Source organism: Methylobacterium variabile, assembly GCF_001043975.1.
In the GTDB taxonomy this organism is placed as follows: domain Bacteria; phylum Pseudomonadota; class Alphaproteobacteria; order Rhizobiales; family Beijerinckiaceae; genus Methylobacterium; species Methylobacterium variabile.
In genome coordinates, this window is the sequence record NZ_LABY01000124.1 from 1 (window position 1) to 21115 (window position 21115).

Genomic DNA, 21115 nt, shown 5'->3' on the forward strand with positions numbered 1-21115 from the left:
GCTCCGTCACCGAGCGCTTACTCTGGTCGGGTAGATAGAGTGCCTTCAGGCTCAGCGTTCGAACTGCGTCGGCCAGCAGCGTAGGGCGCATCAGCACCTGCTTGCCACCGACCTTCAAGCGCGAGAACATCTCCTTGAGAAGGCTGTCGTCTGTGGTGCTGTAGTAGCCCCGGTCGAGTTTCAGCAGGTCCCGAACGATGTGCAGGTTGATCGGCGGCTCGGGGCTTCCAAGACCCCGTAGAACCTTAGCAACCTGCCCGTCGATGTCGGCGACCGTTCGCTTCCCAAGATTGACGTTTCTCACTTCACCCGTTTCAACTCCTGCTCGCTCAGCACGGCGACGAATGCCTCCAAGGCTGAGCTCTCGTCCGGTGTCAGCTTCTCTACCGCCTCTGACCGGGCGGCAAATCGTACGGCTTCTTCACGAAAGCCAGCATCGTTCGCTGCGGACAACCCCGCCAACTGCATCAATCTGCGTTGCGATACGTCGAATGTCTGAGCAAGCCTGAAGACTGTTCGTGGCTCTGGCACATAGTGAACGTCGGCCTCGATAACGAGCAATTCGCTCGCCTCAAGTTCGGCCGCCTCCGCCAACTGCTCCATCGAGAAGCCGCGATGGCGGCGCATGAGATGCACGAACTTGCCAAAGGCGATGCGCGACTCGTCACTCGCACCTGCCTGAGCGCTCGATGGGCGCGCTTCTGGCGCCGGATCGAGCGCAAGCAGGCCGGCGCTGACGGCGGCGTCACCTTCGCGGCGCACCCGAGCCATCCACCACTCCTTACTGCGCTCCAACCTCATGGCCTTACTCCTCGTCGAGGAACGCGCGAGCCTGCGCGGCGGTCATCTCGAAATACCTCAAATTCTGGTACGATGGGTCCTGGCCGAAATCCGTCATGCCGCAACGCCGATAAAAGTCATCGGCTTGAGGCAAGGAATGCAGGCCGATGCGCCCCTTGAAGCCCTCGTCCACGTTCTGTGCAACAGCAGCGGTGATCAGTGCTGTTCCCACCCCGCGTAGCCGTGGCTTTGAGCCCAGTTCAGGTCGGTTCCACGGAGCTGCCTCGAGATAATCGAGATAGACCAGCGGCTTTCCAGACTCTCTGGGATCGCGGGTCGATTTCGTCAGATCGATCTGTGCCAGTCCCTGCGTCACGCCCTGCGCAACGACACTGAACCCTTTGAACGCCAGCATCCCTTGTACTTGAGCAGCCTTCTGCTTCCAATTCCAGTGCCAGCTTTGTGGCCATTGAGTGGGCGGCACACCCGTTCGGGAGAGCTCCTGCAGCACTGCGAATAGTTCCGGCTGCCACTTCGTGTACCAGTCATCGAGCTGCGCTTGCTCGATAGCATCGCGCAACTCGCCCTCAACGCTGTCACCGGTTGCGACGTCGAGAAGGTAGATGGTCGAAACGTCGGCCATTACAGGAACATCAGCTCCGCCTTTTCCTTGGTCGCCTCGTTCTCGAACAAGAGCTTGTCGCCCTTCTCAACCCGAGCTTCGACCGTTTGATACAGGCGCAAGGCCTGCCGGAGCACGGCGGTCTTGGTGAGATCCTTGCGCGCCGACAGATCATCGAGCACGCGCATCTCGGCGTCGGTGAGGTTCAGCGTCATCGTGCGCTTCGTCATCTCATCCTCCGTCGGTCGTTGGGCATATAGCGGACCGTCCCCGATCTGTCAACGAGAGATAGCTAAAAATCACCACTTGAATAGCTATTTTATGGCTATTATCTCCACAGTCGGCGCCGCTGGTCCTGTCGACCCGAGGCGATTTGGTCCTCGGCGTGGAGAGACAGAGCATGGGACGACAGCACGTTGGACACGGCGAGATCGCCGCATTCGCGCAGGACAGGGTAAACTTACCCAAAGAGAAGGCCGATGAGTACCGGGCGCAGGCGAACCGGCTTCGCGAGAAATTGGAGGGTTATCTTCGCGAGCACCCGGATTTCACGCTTAAAAAGATGCTGTTGTCCGGCAGTCTTGCCAAAGGGACAGCGCTTCGATCGCTTAATGATATTGATGTCGCCTGCTACATCAGTGGTGCCGATGCGCCATCCGATGTTCAGGAACTCCTTGACTATTTGGCAGCGCGGCTTCGCAAAGCCTTTCCCAACTTCAGTCCCGATCAGGTGAAACCGCAAACCTACTCAGTGACGGTTTCGTTTCGAGGTAGCGGTCTCGACGTCGACGTGGTGCCGATCCTCTATAGCGGAAATCCTAACTGGTACGGCAACCTCGTCAGCCAGGACGATGGATCTTTCTTGAAGACAAGCATTCCGCTCCACATCGCCTTCGCGGCCAAGCGTAAGAAAGCTCAAGAGAAACATTTCGCGCAAGTCGTTCGGCTGGTAAAATTCTGGGCCCGTCGCATGAAGGCAGAGCATGACGGCTTTCGTTTTAAGTCGTTCATGATCGAGATGGTCCTTGCCAAGCTCTGTGACGATGGCTTGAACTTTGCGGACTATCCCGAGGCGCTCCAGAATTTCTTTACCTATCTGGCGAAGAGCGAAGTGCGAGAACGGATCGTGTTCTCCGACTACTATAATCCCTTGACAGTCGGCACCCTCTTCGACGAAGTGCAGATTATCGATCCGGTTAACTCAGCAAACAACGTTGCCCGACTCTACACCGCAGCCAACGCGGACGCAATCACAGAGGCGGCGTACGATGCTGGCGACGCCATCGACGCGGCCCTTGCCGCTCCCACGAAGCAGTTGACCGTCGCCTACTGGCAGAAGGTCTTTGGATCGTCGTTTCAGGCCTGATGGTAGTCATGTCCTATAGCTATAGCTTTTCCGAAAGCGCGACCTTCACCATTACCCATGCCCGCCACATGGCAGCCAAGGTCGCAACTGACTTGAAGCGCATGCAGCGCTTTTACGGCTCCCCCTCGGACGCTGAGATCGCAGACTATGAAGCAGAAGTGACGGAGTTTTTGAAGGCTGGCTATCTCGGCACGGTCACCTATGGGTTCCGTCGCAATGGGAACTGGATTGAGCCGACGCTGCGCTACACCGCGCGCGACCTCGCCGGCGGTTCCGCCAACGATGACGATCCCGGGCGTGTGCGCGCCAACGCCGATGTGAGTGGCGCCACCTTCTACAGCTATCTGACCTACAGCCTGGCATGGGAACAGCTCACCCACGCGGCCAAGGATGCGTTCAAGACGCAGCTGCCCTTCCAGCGCAGCGGTGCCCCTGAACCTGGGATCACCGGCTACCTGTCCGACGATCGAACCTATTCCTCGGGCGGTCGCGCCCTCAACCGTGCCAGCGTCCGGAGCTACTGATGAACGCCAGCCCTTCCATCGACGATCTGTTCGAGCGACGCATCACCTACCCCGATTTTGAGCCGCAGGGTCGGCTCGCACGCTTGGTCGGGCTCGACGAGTACAAGACGCGCCTGACCAAAATATTGGGTCTTCTGATCAACCCGGCAGGTTTGGAGGCATGGGCGAAGCGCCATCATCCCAAGGCCGATGCTCTGCTCGACATCGTCCTGCGCCGGCCCCCTCTCGTGGTTCTGGCTGGTGATGTCGGTTCAGGCAAGACCGAGTTGGCGGAGACGATCGGCGACGCCGTTGCGCGCCAGGAAGGGATCGAGATCACGCTGCTCCCCCTGAGCCTTTCGACGCGCGGACAGGGTCGCGTCGGAGAGATGACCCAGCTGCTGTCGGCTGCCTTCGACCACACCGTCTCCGAAGCGGCCCGGTTGAAGTCGGCCTCTGGCCGCGCGCGTGGAGGCGTCATCCTTCTTGTCGACGAAGCCGACGCGCTGGCCCAGTCGCGCGAGGCCGCCCAGATGCATCATGAGGACCGGGCCGGCGTCAACGCCTTCATTCGCGGGATCGACCGCCTCGCCAACGGTAAGCTTCCCGCAGCGGTCATCATGTGCACCAATCGCTTAAGCGCGCTCGACCCGGCGGTTCGGCGTCGAGCGGCCGAGTTGATGAGCTTCACCCGCCCGAACGACGAGCAGCGGCGCTTCCTGCTTTCGTCTCGGCTTGAAGCACTAGGTTTGGAGCGCCAGCACATCGACGCTCTGGTTGCAGCCACTGGACCGCAGCGTAGCAGCCGCGATTACGGCTTCACCTTCTCGGATCTGACTCAGCGACTCCTGCCATCCATCGTTCTCGACGCCTATCCCTCGCGAGCGGTTGATGGTGCCCGAGCCGTCGAGATAGCTCGATCCCTGGCGCCCACGCCTCCGTTCCGCGACACCGTCGCCTGAGCTGCAATCATGACCCAGGCCGTTACCGTTCGTCGCGATGGTGATACCTTTCAGGCGCGCTTGTTCTGGCGCTACGCAGCGCGTCTCCTCGATCCGGTTAGTCCAATCGTCAAGGTTGGTTTCGAGCAAGGACCGAAAAGCTTCGATGACATTTGGGTGGAGTACGATCCCTCGAGAAGCGCCCAAGACCAATATGGCGAGCCGCTTCGCCGCGAGCACATCCAATGTAAGTGGCACGTTGCACCCGACAGCTACGGCTACGCCCAACTGGTCGATCCCGAGTTCATCAACGCCAACGCGCGCTCCCTGCTGCAGCGCGCCCGGGAGGCGCAAGTCGCCTACGCTCCTGACGGCCTCGGCGTCCGCTTCAAGCTCCTGACCAATTGGCGACTCGATCGGGCGGATCCCTTACGTGAGATGATCGGTAACCGTTCAGGTGCCATTCGCCTAGATCGGCTCTATGGCTCGGTCACCGACAAGAGTCGAGCCGGATCGGTCCGTAAGACATGGCGCGAGCACCTCGCCATCGATGAGGACGAATTGCGCGTCCTCGCTCGAACGCTCGCCTTTGGCGAGGCAAACGATAGCCTAGATGGATTACGTGACGACCTCGACATGCTATTCGCATACGTCGGGTTGTGGCGAGTGCCGTGGAACCAGAGCGTCTTTCCCTACGATGACCTCGTGTTCCAATGGATGGCACAGGGTCGATTAGAGTTCGACTGCACCAGCTTCCATGCGATCTGCACCCGCGAGGGACTCATTGGGCATGGAGAAGGTCGACCGCGCGTTTATGGCGTGAAGTCATTCGAGCACTCGATGGACCGCCTGGAGGAACGCTGCCTGCACGTGCTCGATCTCGTTCCAGCCTTCGATGAGCGCTACATCCGCAGCGAAACGGACTGGGCTGACACCCTCTATCCGTCCTTGAAGACATTTCTGCTGTCGGCTGCGAAAGCCGAGCTTCGGCTCCGTCTCGCCCTTGATGCCCACATTACCCTGGCATTTGCCGCAGGCTCCGTCCTCAACATCAAATCCGGCCGGATCGTCGAGCTGGAGCAGCGGACAACCGGGCGCCAGGTATGGTCGGCTGAAGATGCGCCTACCGATCCAAGCTGGCCAACCCTAGGCGGCGAAATCGTCGAGATCGGGTCAGGTGGCCCCGATTTGGCGGTCGCTATCAGCCTTACACACGACGTCGTCGCTGACGTCGAGCGCTACCTTCTGCGAGCCCATCCGGCTGTGGGACGGCTTCTGTCCTTGCGACCCGCCGGAGTGATCGGAGCGACATCGGTCGCATGTGGCCGGCACGCCTTTGAGCTTGCCGAGGCGGCCACACGCCTGATCCGTGAGAAGCGAGGTCCCGATCCGGCGACCAGACTGCATCTCTTCATCGCGGCTCCGAACGGCTTCACCTTCTTCCTCGGGCAGCGCCAGCCCGTGATCGGGAGGGTGACACTCTATGAGTTCGATTTCGAGGGTGGGCGAGATCGTTCCTATGCCCCGGCCCTGACCCTCCCCACAGTCGCGGCATCCGCAGCCGACAGGACGCCACGCCAGCCTACGTGAGCTGGTTAAGGTCGCGTTATGGATCGACTTCGAAGTGGGGTCCCGGACCCATGTTGTTGCTCACCTCATCCGATCAGCCGGACGGCCTTGCCTTTGTCGATCTCGGCCTCGTTGTAGTAGCGTGCCGCCTGCTGCACCGAGCGGTGCTGCGACAGTTGCATTGCCTCGGGCAGCGGCACGCCCTGCTTTCCAGCCTCGGTCATGAAGCCTGAGCGCAATCCGTGCGCCGAGAACAGCACGGGGTCGAGTCCGGCCCGGGCGCAGCGCGCCTTCAGGATCGCGTTCACGCTCTGCGGATCGAGCGCCGCCGATCCGACGCGGCCCCAGCGGTCGATGCGCCGGAATACCGCCCCACTCTCGATCTTCGCGAGCGCCAGCCAATCGAGCAGAGCCGTTGCGGCACGCCCGATCACCACCACGCGGGCATCGTCCTCGGCCGTCGTGGTCTTGGTGCGGCCGAGCCGGATCGTAATCTTCGACACCTTCGCACTGTCTGGATCGGCAGGATCGAGCGGCACGGGTGCATCGCGCACGAGGTCCTCGACCCGCAAGCCCGCGACCTCGGCCCGACGTCGACCTCCTGAGGCGAAGGCGACCAGCAGCAGCGCACGATCGCGCACGTCGACCAGGCGGTGCTCGTAGAGACAGGTGGCTAGCAGTTTTTCGATGACCGCGGCGGTGACCGCCCGTGCGCTCTTGCGGGTGCGGGGTCGCCGGTTGGCACGGACGGCAAGCGAGAGGGCGGTACGCAGGCGCGGCGCTTTGAACGGTCCTTCGACGCCGCGGAAGCGGTGCAAGGTCGACCAGTGGGCGAGGCGCCGGCGCACGGTCGAGACCGCGTGCGGACCGGCGACCCGGAGCAGGCCGCGGGCCCGCAGGTCATCCTCGACGGCGCTGGGCATGCCGTGGCGGGGATCGCTCTCGCGCTCGGCCGGATCCCAGAGGTGATGAGCGACAAACTTCAGCGCCAGGGCCTCGGTCGCCGGCCAGGGCAGGGGATGGCCGATGGCAGCCAAGCACCAGGCCTCGAGGTAGCCGAGGTCGGAGGCGAGGGCCCGAAGGGTGTTGGCGCCCATGCCGGAGCGGGCCAGGTGTTTGAGGGTGGCGGCATCCTCGTCGGTGAGGAGGAGGGCGAGGCGCTCGCGAGCATCAAACGGCAGGAGACCGGCGAGGGCATCGAGATCGCATTCCCGGGCGAGGGTGCGATCTGGGAGGCGGGCAGGGATGGGATCGGACATCGCGGATGGGTGCTGGAGAAGGGGCCCAGCCGCATCCAAACCGATTTCCGCTCCCTCGTCCATCACCATCGATAAGGGGCCATTATCAATGGTCAGAACACCGATCGCGCGCCCATCCAGGTGCGCGAAGCGAACGACCTTGTCGCTTCCGTGACGGCGCGCTGATACATGAAAGACAATGGTTTACCGCCTGATCGAGCCGCTCCCCTGGCCCACCCTCGCCACGCCGCTCGCCGCCGCCGAGGATGCCCTCGCTCGCCTCGACCAGCGCCTCGCCACCGGCCCCCTCCGCCACGGCTGGTGTGCCCGCGCCGACTTCGCCGACGCCTGCGCCAGCCTCGCCCTCCAGGGCGACCTCGTCCTCCTCGAAGACCTCGTCCTCCACGACGCCGGTCGCGACCGGCACGCCCCCTCGCAGGAGCTCACCCGCGCCCACACTGTCCTGCGCACCCGCCGCCGCATCGCCGCCTCCGACCCTGGCTGGGCCACCAGCCCCGCCGGCCTTGCCGCCCTGTGTGAGGATCCGGATGCGGCAGGCGATCAGGACGCGGTCCCAGTGCCAGCCGCGCCGCCGATCGACGGTGCGGACGGGGAGGGGGATCTCGAGGAGCTCAACGATGCTTTCTCAGCCGAGCTCGCCGGCATCGACGCCCTGATCGCCCGCTCCAGTCGCCTTCTCGCTGACACCGGCCCGGCGAGGAAGAAGTCGCCGCTCGTCTACGATCCGGCCTGGGGCGAGAGCGACCGCCTCGCCGCCTGGCGCCAGGCCGTCGCCGATACTCGGACCTTGCCGCCGGTCCTCGCCGCCACCATCGCGGTCGATGCCTGGACCGTCCTTGAGCCGCTCCAGCACCGCGCCTGGCTCGGACCCCTGCTCGCCGCCGACCTCCTGCGCGCCCGTGACAAGGCCCGACACCATCTGCCCGCGCTCGCCAGCGCCCTGCGCCGCGTGCCCCGCGACCGCTGGCTCGTGCGCGATCCGCTGACCCGCTGGCTCGCGGTCCTCGGTGCCGTCGCCGTGGGTGCCGAGCAGGGCATGAGGGATCACGACCGCTGGATGCTCGCGCGCGAGGGGCTGCTGCTCAAGGTGCGGGGGAGAAGGGGGAGTTCCAGCCTGCCCCGCCTCATCGAGCTCGTTCTCGCCCGGCCCCTGGTCTCGGCCACCATCATCGCGGACGAGCTGGGTGTCACCCCGCGCGCCGCCCAGATCCTCGTGGCCGAGCTCGGCCTGCGCGAGTTCACCGGCCGAGAACGCTTCCGGGCTTGGGGGATCTTGTAAGCTGCTCGCGCTCAGTGGGTCTGAAATCGTGAGAGCGCTGAGCTCAAAAATGGTTTCTGCAAGATGGTGACTGCGTGCGCCAGATTGCTGATGAGCCGGCCTATTCCGTCGATAGTTGGGGATTGGCCGCTGGCAGGCACTTGCTTGACGCACGTGAACCTTCATAGAGCTTTTCGTGTTCGGATCTGGATGGATCCTCGTATCAGGAAGAACTGACGTGTCGGACGAGACTCAAGCCCAAGAGCCTGAATTCATCAACCTCGCGGTTGATATCGTGTCGGCCTATGTGAGCAAGAACAACGTTCCCGTCGCCGAACTCCCGAACCTGATCGCTTCCGTTTACGCCTCGATGAGCAGCCTCGGCCAACCCGCCGCAACCCCGATCGAGGACCACAAGGTCACGCCAGCCCAGATCCGCAAGTCCGTCACTCCGGACACCATCACCAGCTTCATCGATGGCAAGCCTTACAAGTCGCTCAAGCGGCACCTGACCTCGAATGCCCTGACCCCCGACGAGTACCGGCAGAAATACGGTCTGCCCCGCGACTACCCGATGGTCGCCGCGAACTACGCCGCCAAGCGCTCCGAGCTCGCCAAGAGCCTCGGCCTTGGCCAGCTCCGGCGCGATCGGGCTGCAGCCAAGAAGGCGGCTGAGAAGCGGGCCAAACCCGATCCCGTCGTTACCGCCCCGTTAGATGCCAAGCCTGTACGTCGCGGCCGGCCGAAGAAGGCTGAAGCCAACGCGGCCGAGTGACGTGGATCCGGCAAACCCGTGGCGACGACAGCGTGCCCGACGCACGCTGTCGCTCTCGGGTGTGCTCCTCGTTGCGGTAGGTGTCGCAGTAGCTCTCATCGGCATCTACCTCGCCGCAGAAGACATCATCCGCTCATGGATCGAGACAGCGCCGACCTAGCCAGTTCCCCGGTCATACGACTGAGCGTCAGAAACGGTTCTGAAATCCTGTTTGGCGGCACAGGCAAGTCACCTGGAGCAGTTCACGCTTTCGCGACGTTGTTGCCATTTTGGCTAATAACGCGGTTTTTGGGGTTGTGCGCCGCAACATGCTGCCCGATATGGCACTTCTGCTCGCTCTCGAGTGAACGCCACGATTGAGGCGGCACGCGCGGGCGAGGCCGGGCGCGGCTTCGCCGTGGTGACGCAGGAGGTCAAGCAGCTCGCCGAGCAGACCAGCAAGGCGACCGATCAGATCCGCCAGCAAATTGGCGCGACACAAGGGGCGATCCAGCAGGCGGTAGACGCGATCGGCACGATCCACCACGGGACGATGAGGCGCTGGCAATGCTCGCTGACGGCAGGGCCGCAGCACTGTGGGGAGGTGGGATCGGCTGGCCCGCCTTCGAGGATCTCGCGAGGAGCGCGACAGGCGCACGTTTCGTCGTGCCGAACGAAGCGGAGAGCGCAGCCATCGTCAGCAAGGTACCGTTCCTGAAGCGACTGACCGTTCCGGCTGGAACCTACAGCGGCCAGACGGAGCCGATCCACTCGGTCGGGAGCTGGTCGGTCGTGCTGGGCCGCAGTGACATGCCCGAGAGGGTCGCCTATGCGATGGCTCGCGCCCTGCACGAAGGCGAGGCGGACATGGCCAGACGTGTTCCGTCCGGGCGTGAGACGACAGCAGCAAACACCTGGGTCGCCGCGCCGCGCGCTGAGTTCATCCATCCTGGGGTCAGGCGGTACTTGACGGAAGCAGCAATCAAAGCACCTATCAGGTGACCGAACCTTCGCTCCGTCGCATGGACCAGCAGCGTTGGCTTGCGAACGTTCTAATGGGTAAAGCGCGTACCACACACGATAAGGCTCAGCCGTATAGCCCCTCGGCCTGCAGCTGTGAGAGCAACCGGTGAGCCTGCATCTGGGCCGCGCTGTCACGCTTCTGCTCATCGAAGCCGTGCGCAAACATCGGCAGGAGTTTGCTCGTCGCCTGCTCCATGGCCGAGCCCTCCCACAGGATCAGGACCTCCCGATCGGTGAGATCCTTCAGGAAGTACCAGAGTGTCAGCATGACGCTGAGGGCTGACCGCTTGGTCCATCCATTGATCACGCCCTTCCCGATGCGCTCGACCCGGCGCAGAAGGGCATTCTGCTTCTTGGCGGGCAGGTCAGCTAAGGGCTCGAAGCAAGCGGCTTGGAGGTTGGCGCGCAAAGCAGCGATGTCGGCTTCAGCTCTCGCTGCCAAATCCGGGTTGGCCGGGATGAACACGCCCGGTGCGGCGGTCAGGATGTAGAGGAGATAGGCCGGAATTGCGAGTTCGAGGCGCTGACGGTCAGACAGTGGGGACATCAAGAGCTTATGTGACTGAGAGCAAAATCATATTGGGCGATAGGGAACCAATCTAGAGCACGACCGCTGAAATTACAGCCTCTAGATAACTGCTTATAACCTGTAAAATATAAACCGCTGCGGCTGGTGAAGCGTCACTGTACATCTGCTGCCAGATGCTTTTTGGATCAAGAACTGTTCAGCTTAACCGCACAAAGGGCTGGTCAGGGTTGATAGCGGCGGCCCACGGCTATCACCCAAGCGGTCACTTCATCGGTAGATAGAAAGCAGAAAAGGCGCCCTGCGGCGCCTCTCCCGTCTCAAATCGTTATGAAGCGGCCTTAAGCGACTTTGCGGCGGCCCTTGCCCTTGTTCTCAGACGCATCTTCGTCCTCGACGTCCTCCTCAGAGGCTTTGGTGGCGCGACGGCTCTTGCCCTTCACCTCACCCTTGTCGGCGTCCTCGGCATCCTCCTCGGAGCCCTCGACGTTGATGCGCTCGGCGATCTCGGTGAGGAGCTGATCGGTTTTCTTCTCCTCCTGCAGGGTCTCATCCAACAGCTTGGCGGCGTCATTGTAGCCAAGCTGAGTCGCCCAGGTCTTCAGGGTGCCGTACCGAGCGATCTCGTAGTGCTCCACCGCCTGCGCGCAGCCGGCCAGCACCGCATCGGCGGCTGGGCTGTCGCCGAAGTCCTCGAGATCCTCCTCCATCTCAGAGGTCAGACCCTGCATCGCCTCGCAGGTCTTGGCGCGTGCCGGCTTGCCGATGATCTCAAACACCTGCTGCAGGCGCTCGACCTGGCCAGCGCTCTCCTCGGCGTGGGTCTCGAAGGCCTGGCGTAGCTCGTCATGCTGAGCGGCCTTGGCCGACTTCTTCAGGGCACGGACCGACTGCTTTTCAGCATAGTACACATCCTTAAGGGTCTCATAGAACGCGTCCTGCAGGGTTTTCTGTTTTGTCGCCACGAGCAGGTTCTCTTTATTGTTCAACAAGAGAGGCTACGGGAGTGATCTCACCAGCAGCCAGCACCTGAAAACGTGGCAGGACCGATCAGGGTCCGTAAAATATTACGGGGAAAGCCGGAAAATTCTGGGAACCCTTGCAAACCATGACGCTCATGTGAGGGCCTGCCAGCCATGTCGGAAGGCCGGGGCGTTCTCGAACGCAGTAGCTTTTTTAACGCCAACCCATCCCCAGCCTGAGCCGGGAACGCCTAGGAGCAGTGATCCACCTGGAAGGGCTGCTGCTCCCTCGAGATATGGCACCCGCATGGCATTGGGCCTCCACCGGTCCCCTCGCGGGTGGGGGGCTCTCCCATCAACAGACGCGTCAGCAGATGCTTCAGTGGGGCCGCCTGATAGGGCTTCTGCAGCACCGGAACCGCCTTGTAGGCCTCCTCCAGCCCCTGCCTGCCGTATCCCGTGGCGAACAGGAACGGCGTGCCACGCTCGAACAGTAGGTCTGCCACCGGGTAGCTGCGCGTGTCACCGAGGTTCACATCCAACACCGCCAGATCGAACGATCCAGTGCGAGCCTGCGCCAAGGCCTTGTCGAGGCGCATCGCCACGACAACCTCACAGCCGAGGTCGAGCAGCATGTCCTCGGCCAGCATGGCGACGAGGCTTTCGTCCTCAACCAACAGAACGCGACGCCCAGCCAACAACGTCATAAAGCCTGTCGCCCTTCGATCGACTCCTGGCCGACCCACCCTAAAGTGGTCAGCGGGATCTGCAGCTCACAGATCACGCCGGCAGGCGCGTAGGTAATTTCGGCGCTGCCATCAAATTCCATGGGGAGCTGCCGCTCGATCAGCCGCGAGCCGAACCCCTTGCGCGTTGGCGTGACAACGGGAGGCCCGCCACATTCCTCCCAACGCAGGTTGAGCTGCTGGCGCCCGTCGTCCAGGTCGTGCAAGGACCAGGTCAGAATGACCTGGCCATCAGGGACCGCCAGGGCTCCGTACTTGGCCGCATTGGTCATCAGCTCATGCAAGGCCATGGCCAGAGTCACGGCTACCTTCGGGTGCAGACGCGCATCCGGTCCTTGTAGCTGAAAGCGGTTAAGGTCGACCTCCGCCAGGAGGTGCGGCGCAAGCGCGCGCTCGATCACACTGCGCAGGCTGGCGCTTTCCCAGTTGTCCTCGACCAGCACGTTGTGGGCGGTCGACAAGGCGGCCATGCGCGCGTCGAACACGCCCCGCGCTGCCGGGTCCGGCGGTCCCCGGAACGTCTGGGCAGCGATCGACTGCACCGTGGCGAGGGTGTTCTTCACCCGGTGGTTCAGCTCGTTGATCAGCAGGCGTTGGCGCTCGGCCGCGGCCTTCTCCTCGCTGATGTCACGCACCTCGATGATCGTGCCAATGATGTTGGCGGCATCGTCGCGGATTGGGCTGGCGGTGAACCCAACCGGGTAGAAATGCCCGTCGCGGTGGACGAACACCTCCTCACCGCGCTCCTGGTTGTTTTCCGGGAAGGCGCGGTCGATCGCGCACTCGTGCAGCGGGAACGGCCGCCCGTCCGGGTAGGTGTGGTGGACGATGTCGTGCAGCGGGCAATCTCGCGCCAGCACTTCTTCGAGCGTCCAGCCGGTCAGCTGCTCGGCCGCGCGGTTCATGTAGATGCAGTGCTGCCGGTCATCCATCAGGAAGATCGACACCGAGGCGTTGTTAAGCACGGCATTGAGCCGCCGCTCGGTCTCGAACAGCTGGCCGGCGCCACGCCGCAGGCTTACCAACGGCGTGCTGGCCTCGGCAGTGGATTGCAGTGGTTGCCGGGAGTTCGGCACGGTCAGGAGCCTTTTTTTGCGGGTTGGTCTGGCGCCTGCGGCGTAGGCCAGACAGCGGGTAATAGGCGTCATTAGCGGCAGCGCTTGCCGCAGACCTAGGGTCCGCAATGCCCAAGTTAAGGGGGTTGTTCCCTGACTCGCCGATGCAAGGCTGGATCGCTGACCGGACTGTGACCGATCCGACCCACCAACCTCCATTAGCGCGCCACGGGCCCAACCAGATGACCTGACGCCGTAACGCCGTGAAAAATGAGGTAGTCCTGAAGCATGAACCGGGCAATCAGTCAGCCTCGGTGGGTGCCTTGCGGATGAAGGCCAGCACATCGTTCAGAGGGAGAGAGCCAGTATATTCGGGAAAAGCGAGGCTCACAGGTGCGCCAAGGGCTGCCATGATGTCCCGCAGGCCCTCAACCCACGCGCCAGCCTCAGCTTGGGTCACGAAACCCGTCCGCACCATTGTCTTGTCCGGCTCGATGGTGACCGTGACCGAAAACCGACCGTCCGGCATGTCAAAGATTTGATAGCTAATCCGGCGCGCCATGCCGTGGGCCTAGCGCATAATCCCGTCGATGCCAAACCATGTGAACAAGTTTTACTTTGAAACAGTTCCATTGAAGGAAGATCGGAACGCCGCACGCACCCGCGCGTTCTGTCTCAGGTTCCGAGTCGTTTCCTCAGCACTGATCGCCCGCTAAGGTCCGAACCCTCCAGTGGGCGTTCTGTTGTTGGAACCGTTCCGGTTTGTAGGCATTGGCTTAACTGTCACACTCGCCTGCCGTCGTTGGCTGCTTGGCTGGCGTCACAGGCGGGCCGGGTCTCCGCGACGGAGTGAACGACCCGGCCTGCTTCGTGGGCCATGTCTGTGCGTTCAAGACCAAAGCCGCAAAACAGCTAAGCCGCATCCTCTTTGCGCTGCTCCTGCATCGACGCCAGCGGTGCCTCCAGCCGGCAGACCAGGCCTGTCGGCGCGTAGGTCAGCTTTACCTCACCCCCAACCTCAGCCGCAAAGCTGCGTTCGATCAGCCGCGAGCCGAAGCCTTTGCGCTGCGGCAGGACCAGAATGGGCGGGCCGCCCTGCTCGGACCAGGTCAGACTGAAGCGGGCCTCATCGGCGGCGTGCACAACATGCCAACGCAGGTCGACGATGCCATCCTCGTTCGAAAGCGACCCATACTTGGCCGCATTGGTCGCGAGTTCGTGCAAGGCGAGCGCCAGCGACAGCGCCGGTTTGGCAGCCAGCAGCACATTGGGGCCACTGACGCGAATGCGCGCCGGGCCGACGTTCCGGTGCACACTGAGGGCACCTTCAACCACCTCGCCGATCGGTGCGGCCGTCCAGCTGGCCTGGGTCAGGATGTCATGCGCCCGCCCGAGCGAGATCAGCCGGGACGCGAACGCCTCACGCATCTCATCAACGTCCGTGGCACCGCGCAGCGTCTGGCTGGCGATCGCCTGGACCAGCGCGAGGGTGTTCTTCACCCGGTGCTGCAGCTCGCCCGTGAGCAGGCGCTGGTGCTCCTCGGCGCGCTTGCGCGCGGTGATGTCGAGCATGGCCCCGATCATCCGCACCCCGCGACCGCGCTCATCCCGCAGCACGTACCCGCGATCGAGGATGTCGGCGTAGCTGCCGTCCGCGCGCAGGAAGCGGTACTCGTCGCTCCAGTGCTCGCTCTCGCCGTTGATGACGGCGTAGATGCTGGTCTTCACCCGCTCGCGGTCATCGGGATGGATGTGCGACTTCCACCATGAGCCGCTTGGTCCCACCTCGTCGGGGGCATAGCCGAACAGGGTTTGCACGGCCTCGTTCCAGCGGATGTGGTCGCTGGCCAGATCCCAATCCCAGATCGCGTCGTTGGTCGCCCGAGATGCGAGCCGGTAGCGCTCCTCGGTCTCGCGCAGCTCCTGCTCGGCCCGTCGCCGCGCGGTGATGTCCCGCACGGTGCCGACAAAACGCACGGTGCGGCCGTTCTCGATGATCGCCTGGCCCTTCGCAGCGATCCAGCGCTCGATGCCATCCTCCAGGCCGAGCGTGCGATACTCAATGTCGAAGTGACCCGGCCCAGCCGGATCAAGGGCGGCCTGCACGGCTTCGTCCGCGCGCACGCGGTCCTCAGGGTGCAGCCCAGCCAGGAAGGTCGCGTAGCTGACCCGCGCGTCGGGCGACAACCCGAACACGGCACGCACGCGTGCATCCCAGCCGAGCTCACCTGTGACGAGATTGTAGTCGAAGATGCCGATGCCGGTGGCTTCAGCAGCCAGGCGCAGCAGGTCCTGCGTCTTGCGCAGGTCCTCCTCGGTCTGGCGCCGGTCGTGGATGTCACTGTCGCTGCCGAGCCAGCCGATGACCTTACCCGCCTCGTCGCGCAGTGGCTCAGCTCGGATCAGGAACCAGCGGTAGATGCCATCATGGCGACGCAGGCGCGCTTCGGTGTCGTACAGGACCCCGCGGGTGCGGGCGTTCTCCCAAACCTCCAGCAGGCCAGGCAGGTCGTCCGGGTGGATGACCTCGGCCCATCCGAGCGGCAGGGCCTGCTCGGGGGTTTGACCGGTGTACTCGTACCAGCGGTCGTTCAGGTAGCTGAGGCCGCCATCCGGGTTGCCGAACCAGATAATCGCCGGCGAGAGTTCGGTGAGGGCCTGGAAGCGTTCCTCAGCCTGCTTACGCTCGTGAATGTCGAGCGAGATGCCGATCCAGCTCAGGAGCTGCCCGTCACCGTCCCGCACCGCCTGACCGCGCGAGAGGAACCAGCGGTACTCACCATCCACCCGACGCAGCGGGAACTCAACCTCGTAGTGGCTCTCGGACCGGGCTGCCGAGAGCCAGGCTTCGCGGACCCGCTCTCGGTGCTCCGGGTGGATCACGCTCATCCAGCTCGCCTCGCTGGTCTCTCCACGAGGAAGGCCTGTGTAGTCGTACCAATATGCGTTGCAGTAGGTGATGGTGCCAGCGGCATCGCCGAACCAGACTACCTGCGGGCTGACCTCAACGAGTGAGCGGAAGCGCAGCTCGCTCTCGTTCCGCTCCGCCGCCGCTAGGCGCTGTTGCGTGCGATCGCGCAGGATCTTCAAAAAACCCTGGATCTCGCCATTCGCAGCCTTGAGCGGCATCATTTCGCCCTGGGCCCAGAACCGCTCACCGCTCTTGCGGAGGTGCCAGCGCTCATCTGGTGCGCTGCCATTCTCGAGCGCCAAGCGCATCTCGATCTCAGGCCGGCTGCCGGCTAGGTCCTCGGGCGTGAAGAACCGGTGCGCCAAGGCGCCCAGCATCTCCTCCTCACGCCAGCCGAGGATCCGCTCGGCCCCAGCGTTCCAGCGGGTCACCCGCCCGCTGCGATCGGTCGCGATGATCGCGTAGTCCGACGCGCTCTCCAGGATCCGATTTTGCAGCTCCCGCTCGGCCTCATGCGTGCGGGCGACACGCCGTAGCTCGAGCTGTGTCATGGTCTGACGGGCAAGGCGCTTCAAGCTGGCTTGCTGGCGCTCGCTCAGAGCACGTGGTTGTGTGTCGAGCACGCAGACGGTGCCGATCGGCTGCCCGTTCCCAGTCTTGAGCAGGGCACCGGCATAGAAGCGCAGGCCCGGTGCGCTGGTCACCAACGGATTTCCTGCGAAGCGCGGGTCCTTGGTTGCGTCCGGCACGTACAGAAAATCAGCCTCCAGGATCGCCTGCCGGCAGAACGAAGTCTCCAGGGGCGTCTCACGCACGCCGAGGCCAACCTCGGCCTTGAAGAACTGCCGCCCATCGCCAATGAAATTCACAACAGCGATCGGCGCACCACAGATCTCGGACGCAAGATCGGCAATATCGTCGAAATCCTGCTCGCGCGGTGTATCAAGGATGTCGTAGCTGTCGAGCGCGCGCAGGCGCGCCTGTTCCGCAGGCTGGTTGCATGCGTGGCTTATCACCAGAGGAGTTCTAAGGTCGCGATCTTGTTCCATGTCGAGCTGGCGTGACCCCTCACACCGCCTGACTGGCGGCTGGCCGCAGGGCGATCAGCGTGCCCGACGCACCATAGACAGCACCGAGCACAGTTTCGAAGTGGCGTTTGACGGCGCCGTGACATTCACAGGCCTTCTCCTCCAGCGCCGGCCGGTTGCACACGATGATGCGCCCACGGCGGACCTGCACCAGCTGTTGCTGCTGCAGGCTCTTGAGCGTGCGAGTCAGATAGGAGCGCTGAACCCCGAGCAGGTCGGCCAGCAGCTCGTGGGTGATCGGCAGCATGTCGCTGCCGAGCCGGTCCTGTAGACCAAGGATCCAGCGCGCGCAGCGCTCCTCGATCGGGTGCAAGGCATTACAGGCTACCGACTGCAGGATCTGGGCGAGCAGACAGTCCGAGTAACGTGTGAACAGATTGCGCAGGACGGGCGAGGCGGCCTTCGCTTCCTGCAAGCGTTGCGTCTCCAGGCGCAGCATCGGTCCTGCAATCTGCACGACGGCACGGCTGAACGCCGGCAGCGAGCCTTGGCTGACCACCCCGCCGATCGCGCCTTCATGACCAACCGTGGCGACCTCGACGGTGCGGCCATGCTGCGTGGTTATCACCAGGGCGGCCACACTCGGACCGGACGGGAAGGAGATGAAGGAGACGTCCTCGCCTGGCTCGAACAGCACCTCGCCGCGCCGGCACTCCCTGAGTTCCAGAAGGGGCATCAGGAGCACACGATCCTTACCCCGTAACGCGTCGAGGAGCAGGTTGCCGCTGAAAAGGGTGTCGAGCGCAGGGATCATGGGGAGCGGCAGTCGGAGTTGGGTGTCTCCCCCACCTCCTAACGCAACGCTTGCGGCGCTGTCTGTGCAATAGTGCACAATTGCTCGGAAATTAGTCTGTTTTCATGGGTTTGCCGCAGGTTAAACGGGAAGCAGACCGAACCCCTGCAACCTTCAGCCGCGTCAGGCTTTTTAGCCTTGGCCCCAGCACCAGCTCCACCCGGATTTCCCGTACCGATGCCACGTTTTTTCATCGACTACGAGGACGGCACCCAGTCGCTGAAGGACGATGAGGGCGAAGAGTACCCAAGCCTTGAGGCTGCGCGCGACGCCGCGATTGCGGCGCTTCCCGACATCGGCCGCGAGGCACCGCCGAGGAGCGGAAAGCGTACCTTTGCCGCCTACGTTCGGGACGAGGACGGTACGCAACTCTGTACCGTCACCCTGAACCTGGACGCTGCCTGCTACCCGGAACGCATGAAGCATCGTGGTTGATCTGCTTTAAGGCCCGTGCTCCGCCAAGGGCCTTCGCTCAAAAAACACGCCCTCTCGCCGGATAAATCGGCACGCTATTGTCTACTTCTACACTGAACCCTGCACCCAGATTTGGCATAGGTCGAGGATGTTCCGACCATGGTGGCTGACCGCGGAGGTCAGCACCCGCGAAGCGAGGGCTTGTGCACATGTCCAACCTTCTGGATCACGATCCACCGGCAGCCCCTGCGGGTGAACCAACCTACCGGGCGTTCTTTCTTGGTCCCTCCGGCGCCGTGCAGAGAGCCGATATCCTGCGTGTGCTCACAGATGATGAGGCTCGCGAAGCGGTTCGCTGCCTCGTCAACAGCTACGGTATTGAGGTGTGGGAACGATCGCGCATGATCGAGCGGTTCCCGCCGCGAGCAGTGCCCTATCTTGAGGGTTGATAGGAACTCCGAAGCGTTGCAGTCTCAGACCGGATCTCTGGCAGTCTCCGCGTACCGGTCTGACAATGCGGCGCCATGCGCGTAGACTTTTATGGCCTGGATTGATAGTAAAATATGAATATACGTAGGTCTGAGCCGACTTGAGATTGTTGATTTGTTGTCCACACCCTCGTGTGAGCGCTGGGGTAAAAAACCCAATCAGCTTGACTTTGTGGGAGTCAGCTTCCGACCCAGGCTGTGTGAAAACGCAAAGGACGTAGAAGGATCTCCCCCTCGTCTACCCTGGGCAGCGGCAGCATAGGCATCCTGAGGGCACTCGGCCGCAACCCCGGTTTCTTGGACGGCGACAGCGCAGAAGATTGTTCTACAAATTCGGGGCGCGTCTGAGTTTTCACACACCCTCGACCCTAAGCGGACGAGCGACAAACGCCGCCGTATGCCGCGACCGTGCTATGGGGCATCGTCATCGACCGACACGCCTACGAGAAGATACTGATGTATACCCTCCACGCCTCGCCCGGTTCGAGCGCCTTCGCCCCACACATCGCCCTCGAAGAGATCGGCCTCCCTTACAAGACGGTGATGATGTCGGCCGGGCATCCCGAGACCAAGTCGGTGGAGTTCCGGCAGATCAACCCGAAGGGCCGCATCCCCGTGCTGATCGCCGAGGGCTTCTTGCTGACTGAGGCACCCGCGATCCTGCTTCATCTCGGGCTGACCAACCCGGCGGCCGGTCTCATGGGCTCGGATACCGAGAGCATCGTGCGCGCCGTCGAGTGGACCAACTGGCTCTCTGGCACCGTCCACGCGGTGGCGGTTCGAATGGTGTGGAAGACGGACTACTTCCTGCCCGACGCGTCCACGCACGGGCCGCTGATCGAGCGGGGCATGGAGCACCTGTTATCGGCGTTCGCGTTGGTCGAGGACAAGCTGCAAGATCGTCAGTACGCGCTGGGCGACACCTACTCTGTGGTTGATCCCTACTTGCTGGTGTTCTTCCGGTGGGGGAACCGTATGTGCATCGACATGCAGGGCAAGTACCCGACCTGGACGGCGCACGCGCGGCGGCTAGAGGCGCGCGATGCCGTTCAACGAACGATCACTCAGGAGGGCATCTCGCTCTGGGAGTAGGTGCGACCGCTTTCCATCCTCAGCGGTCCTTCGCACGGCCAAGCTGATTGAGTTTGACCCTAATGCTCCAGCGCGAGGAGGTGCGACGGATCCAAGTGACTCCCAAGCTTGGTAGTTTAACCGTTAGCCACTTTGTTCGTTTTTTGTTCTGATATGGCGCCACCTTTGTTCCATCAGCAGATCCTTCGAACCCATGTGTGAGTCCTATGACCCAACGCATGACCAAGCCAATTGACATAAGCCTATGAGCTTAGTCTGCGCAGGAATGCCGCAGAGCAGATTTAATCATTGTTTCAGCCGCGCAGACTGTGATTAGGCGTGGAATAAGGACCCCGTTTCCGGGGTGATCGGCGTCCAAACGGGCCCCCCAGGATACTTCATCCAGACTGCCTCCCGCACTCGGAACGGGAGGCTCGCGGAGGATGTTGGTCGTGGAGACGGTCGCGAAGATCCGCCGCGCGTACTTCGTGCAGCATAAGCCGATCAAGCAGATCTGCCGGGAGCTGAAGCTCTCCCGCAAGGTCGTCAGGAAGGTGATCCGCTCGGAGGCAACCGCCTTCCGCTACACCCGCAGCGTCCAGCCTGCACCCAAGCTCGGGCCCTGGCGCGACGAGCTCGACCGGATGCTGGCGGCCAATACGGGGAAGCCGGCGCGGGAGCGGCTGACGCTGACCCGGATCTTCGAGGCGCTGCGGGGGCTCGGCTACGAGGGCGGCTATGATGCCGTCCGCCGCTACGCCAAGACGTGGAAGCGCCAGCAGGCCAGCGTGACGGCTCCCGCCTTCGTGCCGCTCGCCTTCGCCCCGGGTGAGGCCTACCAGTTCGACTGGAGCCATGAGATCGTCCTGATCGCCGGCGTCACTACGACGATCAAGGTCGCCCACGTCCGCCTCTGCCACTCGCGCATGCTGTTCGTGCGGGCCTATCCGCGCGAGAGCCAGGAGATGGTCTTCGACGCCCACGAC

General features: G+C 63.1%; 21 protein-coding genes and 3 pseudogenes. 12 read left to right on the top strand and 12 right to left on the bottom strand.

The features are described from left to right. The 4 genes and pseudogenes from VQ02_RS17960 to VQ02_RS17975 all read right to left on the bottom strand — a co-directional run. A pseudogene (locus VQ02_RS17960) lies at positions 1 to 304 on the bottom strand (ImmA/IrrE family metallo-endopeptidase); the annotation flags it as partial. Beyond that, positions 301 to 771, bottom strand: a complete 471-nt coding sequence (locus VQ02_RS17965; RefSeq protein ID WP_083469295.1) for a helix-turn-helix domain-containing protein — start codon at positions 769 to 771, stop codon at positions 301 to 303. The gene VQ02_RS17965 and the pseudogene VQ02_RS17960, both read right to left, overlap by 4 nt. A 34-nt stretch (positions 772 to 805) precedes the next feature. After that, the gene (locus VQ02_RS17970; RefSeq protein WP_048445575.1) at positions 806 to 1423 is read right to left on the bottom strand and encodes an N-acetyltransferase; all 618 of its coding nucleotides are present in this window, start codon (positions 1421 to 1423) and stop codon (positions 806 to 808) included. After that, entirely contained in the window at positions 1423 to 1632 is a 210-nt protein-coding gene (locus VQ02_RS17975; RefSeq protein WP_048445576.1) for a transcriptional regulator, read from the bottom strand. The genes VQ02_RS17970 and VQ02_RS17975 overlap by 1 nt, the downstream gene beginning before the upstream one ends. A gap of 170 nt (positions 1633 to 1802) precedes the next feature. On the opposite strand from VQ02_RS17975, the gene VQ02_RS17980 reads away from it, so the two are divergent. From VQ02_RS17980 to VQ02_RS17995, 4 genes are read left to right on the top strand one after another with little or no spacing between them, the layout of a single operon-like run. Then, positions 1803 to 2768 carry a CBASS oligonucleotide cyclase gene (locus tag VQ02_RS17980; protein ID WP_048445588.1) on the top strand — a complete coding sequence of 322 codons (966 nt, stop codon included), beginning with the start codon at positions 1803 to 1805 and terminating at the stop codon, positions 2766 to 2768. 8 nt (positions 2769 to 2776) lie between these two features. Beyond that, positions 2777 to 3292 carry an HORMA-1 domain-containing protein gene (locus VQ02_RS17985; protein ID WP_048445589.1) on the top strand — a complete coding sequence of 172 codons (516 nt, stop codon included), beginning with the start codon at positions 2777 to 2779 and terminating at the stop codon, positions 3290 to 3292. After that, positions 3292 to 4233 (top strand): AAA family ATPase, encoded by a 942-nt coding sequence (locus VQ02_RS17990; protein ID WP_048445577.1) that lies wholly within the window; start codon positions 3292 to 3294, stop codon positions 4231 to 4233. Before VQ02_RS17985 ends, VQ02_RS17990 begins: the two co-directional genes overlap by 1 nt. Before the next feature lie 9 nt (positions 4234 to 4242). After that, positions 4243 to 5802, top strand: coding sequence for an SAVED domain-containing protein (locus VQ02_RS17995; RefSeq protein ID WP_048445578.1), 1560 nt, complete (start codon positions 4243 to 4245; stop codon positions 5800 to 5802). A gap of 65 nt (positions 5803 to 5867) precedes the next feature. On the opposite strand, the gene VQ02_RS18000 is transcribed toward VQ02_RS17995, so the two are convergent. After that, positions 5868 to 7040 (bottom strand): site-specific integrase, encoded by a 1173-nt coding sequence (locus VQ02_RS18000; protein WP_048445579.1) that lies wholly within the window; start codon positions 7038 to 7040, stop codon positions 5868 to 5870. Positions 7041 to 7218: 178 nt separating this feature from the next. On the opposite strand from VQ02_RS18000, the gene VQ02_RS18005 reads away from it, so the two are divergent. The 4 genes and pseudogenes from VQ02_RS18005 to VQ02_RS18015 all read left to right on the top strand — a co-directional run bounded on the left by VQ02_RS18005 (position 7219) and on the right by VQ02_RS18015 (position 10054). Beyond that, positions 7219 to 8319, top strand: coding sequence for an RHE_PE00001 family protein (locus VQ02_RS18005; protein WP_048445580.1), 1101 nt, complete (start codon positions 7219 to 7221; stop codon positions 8317 to 8319). Positions 8320 to 8536: 217 nt separating this feature from the next. Further along, entirely contained in the window at positions 8537 to 9073 is a 537-nt protein-coding gene (locus VQ02_RS18010; RefSeq protein WP_048445581.1) for a Ros/MucR family transcriptional regulator, read from the top strand. Positions 9074 to 9416: 343 nt separating this feature from the next. Further along, a pseudogene (locus VQ02_RS39785) lies at positions 9417 to 9593 on the top strand (methyl-accepting chemotaxis protein); the annotation flags it as partial. A 26-nt stretch (positions 9594 to 9619) separates the two neighbouring features. Beyond that, the gene (locus tag VQ02_RS18015; RefSeq protein ID WP_053080425.1) at positions 9620 to 10054 is read left to right on the top strand and encodes a TAXI family TRAP transporter solute-binding subunit; all 435 of its coding nucleotides are present in this window, start codon (positions 9620 to 9622) and stop codon (positions 10052 to 10054) included. Between the two features lie 85 nt (positions 10055 to 10139). Here the strand turns inward: VQ02_RS18015 and VQ02_RS18020 are convergent, their stop codons facing one another. From VQ02_RS18020 to VQ02_RS18050, 7 genes are all read right to left on the bottom strand, one after another. After that, positions 10140 to 10622 (bottom strand): hypothetical protein, encoded by a 483-nt coding sequence (locus VQ02_RS18020; protein ID WP_048445582.1) that lies wholly within the window; start codon positions 10620 to 10622, stop codon positions 10140 to 10142. Between the two features lie 320 nt (positions 10623 to 10942). Continuing rightward, positions 10943 to 11566: a YciE/YciF ferroxidase family protein gene (locus tag VQ02_RS18025; RefSeq protein ID WP_232389505.1), complete on the bottom strand. Its 624-nt coding sequence runs from the start codon at positions 11564 to 11566 to the stop codon at positions 10943 to 10945. 248 nt (positions 11567 to 11814) lie between these two features. After that, on the bottom strand, positions 11815 to 12270 hold the full coding sequence (locus VQ02_RS18030) for a response regulator (protein WP_048445583.1): 456 nt from the start codon (positions 12268 to 12270) through the stop codon (positions 11815 to 11817). Then, positions 12267 to 13385 (bottom strand): sensor histidine kinase, encoded by a 1119-nt coding sequence (locus tag VQ02_RS18035; protein ID WP_048445584.1) that lies wholly within the window; start codon positions 13383 to 13385, stop codon positions 12267 to 12269. Before VQ02_RS18035 ends, VQ02_RS18030 begins: the two co-directional genes overlap by 4 nt. A 280-nt stretch (positions 13386 to 13665) precedes the next feature. After that, complete coding sequence (locus tag VQ02_RS18040) at positions 13666 to 13926, bottom strand: hypothetical protein (protein ID WP_048445585.1); 261 nt, start codon at positions 13924 to 13926, stop codon at positions 13666 to 13668. 350 nt (positions 13927 to 14276) lie between these two features. Then, positions 14277 to 17324: a PAS domain S-box protein gene (locus VQ02_RS18045; RefSeq protein WP_083469294.1), complete on the bottom strand. Its 3048-nt coding sequence runs from the start codon at positions 17322 to 17324 to the stop codon at positions 14277 to 14279. Positions 17325 to 17343: 19 nt separating this feature from the next. Next, complete coding sequence (locus VQ02_RS18050; RefSeq protein ID WP_048445586.1) at positions 17344 to 18117, bottom strand: Crp/Fnr family transcriptional regulator; 774 nt, start codon at positions 18115 to 18117, stop codon at positions 17344 to 17346. Between the two features lie 216 nt (positions 18118 to 18333). Between VQ02_RS18050 and VQ02_RS18055 the strand changes: the two genes are divergently transcribed. From VQ02_RS18055 to VQ02_RS18065, 4 genes and pseudogenes are all read left to right on the top strand, one after another. Next, positions 18334 to 18591 (top strand): DUF6894 family protein, encoded by a 258-nt coding sequence (locus VQ02_RS18055; protein WP_048445587.1) that lies wholly within the window; start codon positions 18334 to 18336, stop codon positions 18589 to 18591. A 188-nt stretch (positions 18592 to 18779) separates the two neighbouring features. Continuing rightward, entirely contained in the window at positions 18780 to 19019 is a 240-nt protein-coding gene (locus VQ02_RS37255; protein WP_157080684.1) for a hypothetical protein, read from the top strand. Positions 19020 to 19514: 495 nt separating this feature from the next. Further along, positions 19515 to 20150 carry a glutathione S-transferase family protein gene (locus VQ02_RS18060; RefSeq protein WP_048445593.1) on the top strand — a complete coding sequence of 212 codons (636 nt, stop codon included), beginning with the start codon at positions 19515 to 19517 and terminating at the stop codon, positions 20148 to 20150. 422 nt (positions 20151 to 20572) lie between these two features. Then, a pseudogene (locus tag VQ02_RS18065) lies at positions 20573 to 21115 on the top strand (IS21 family transposase); the annotation flags it as partial.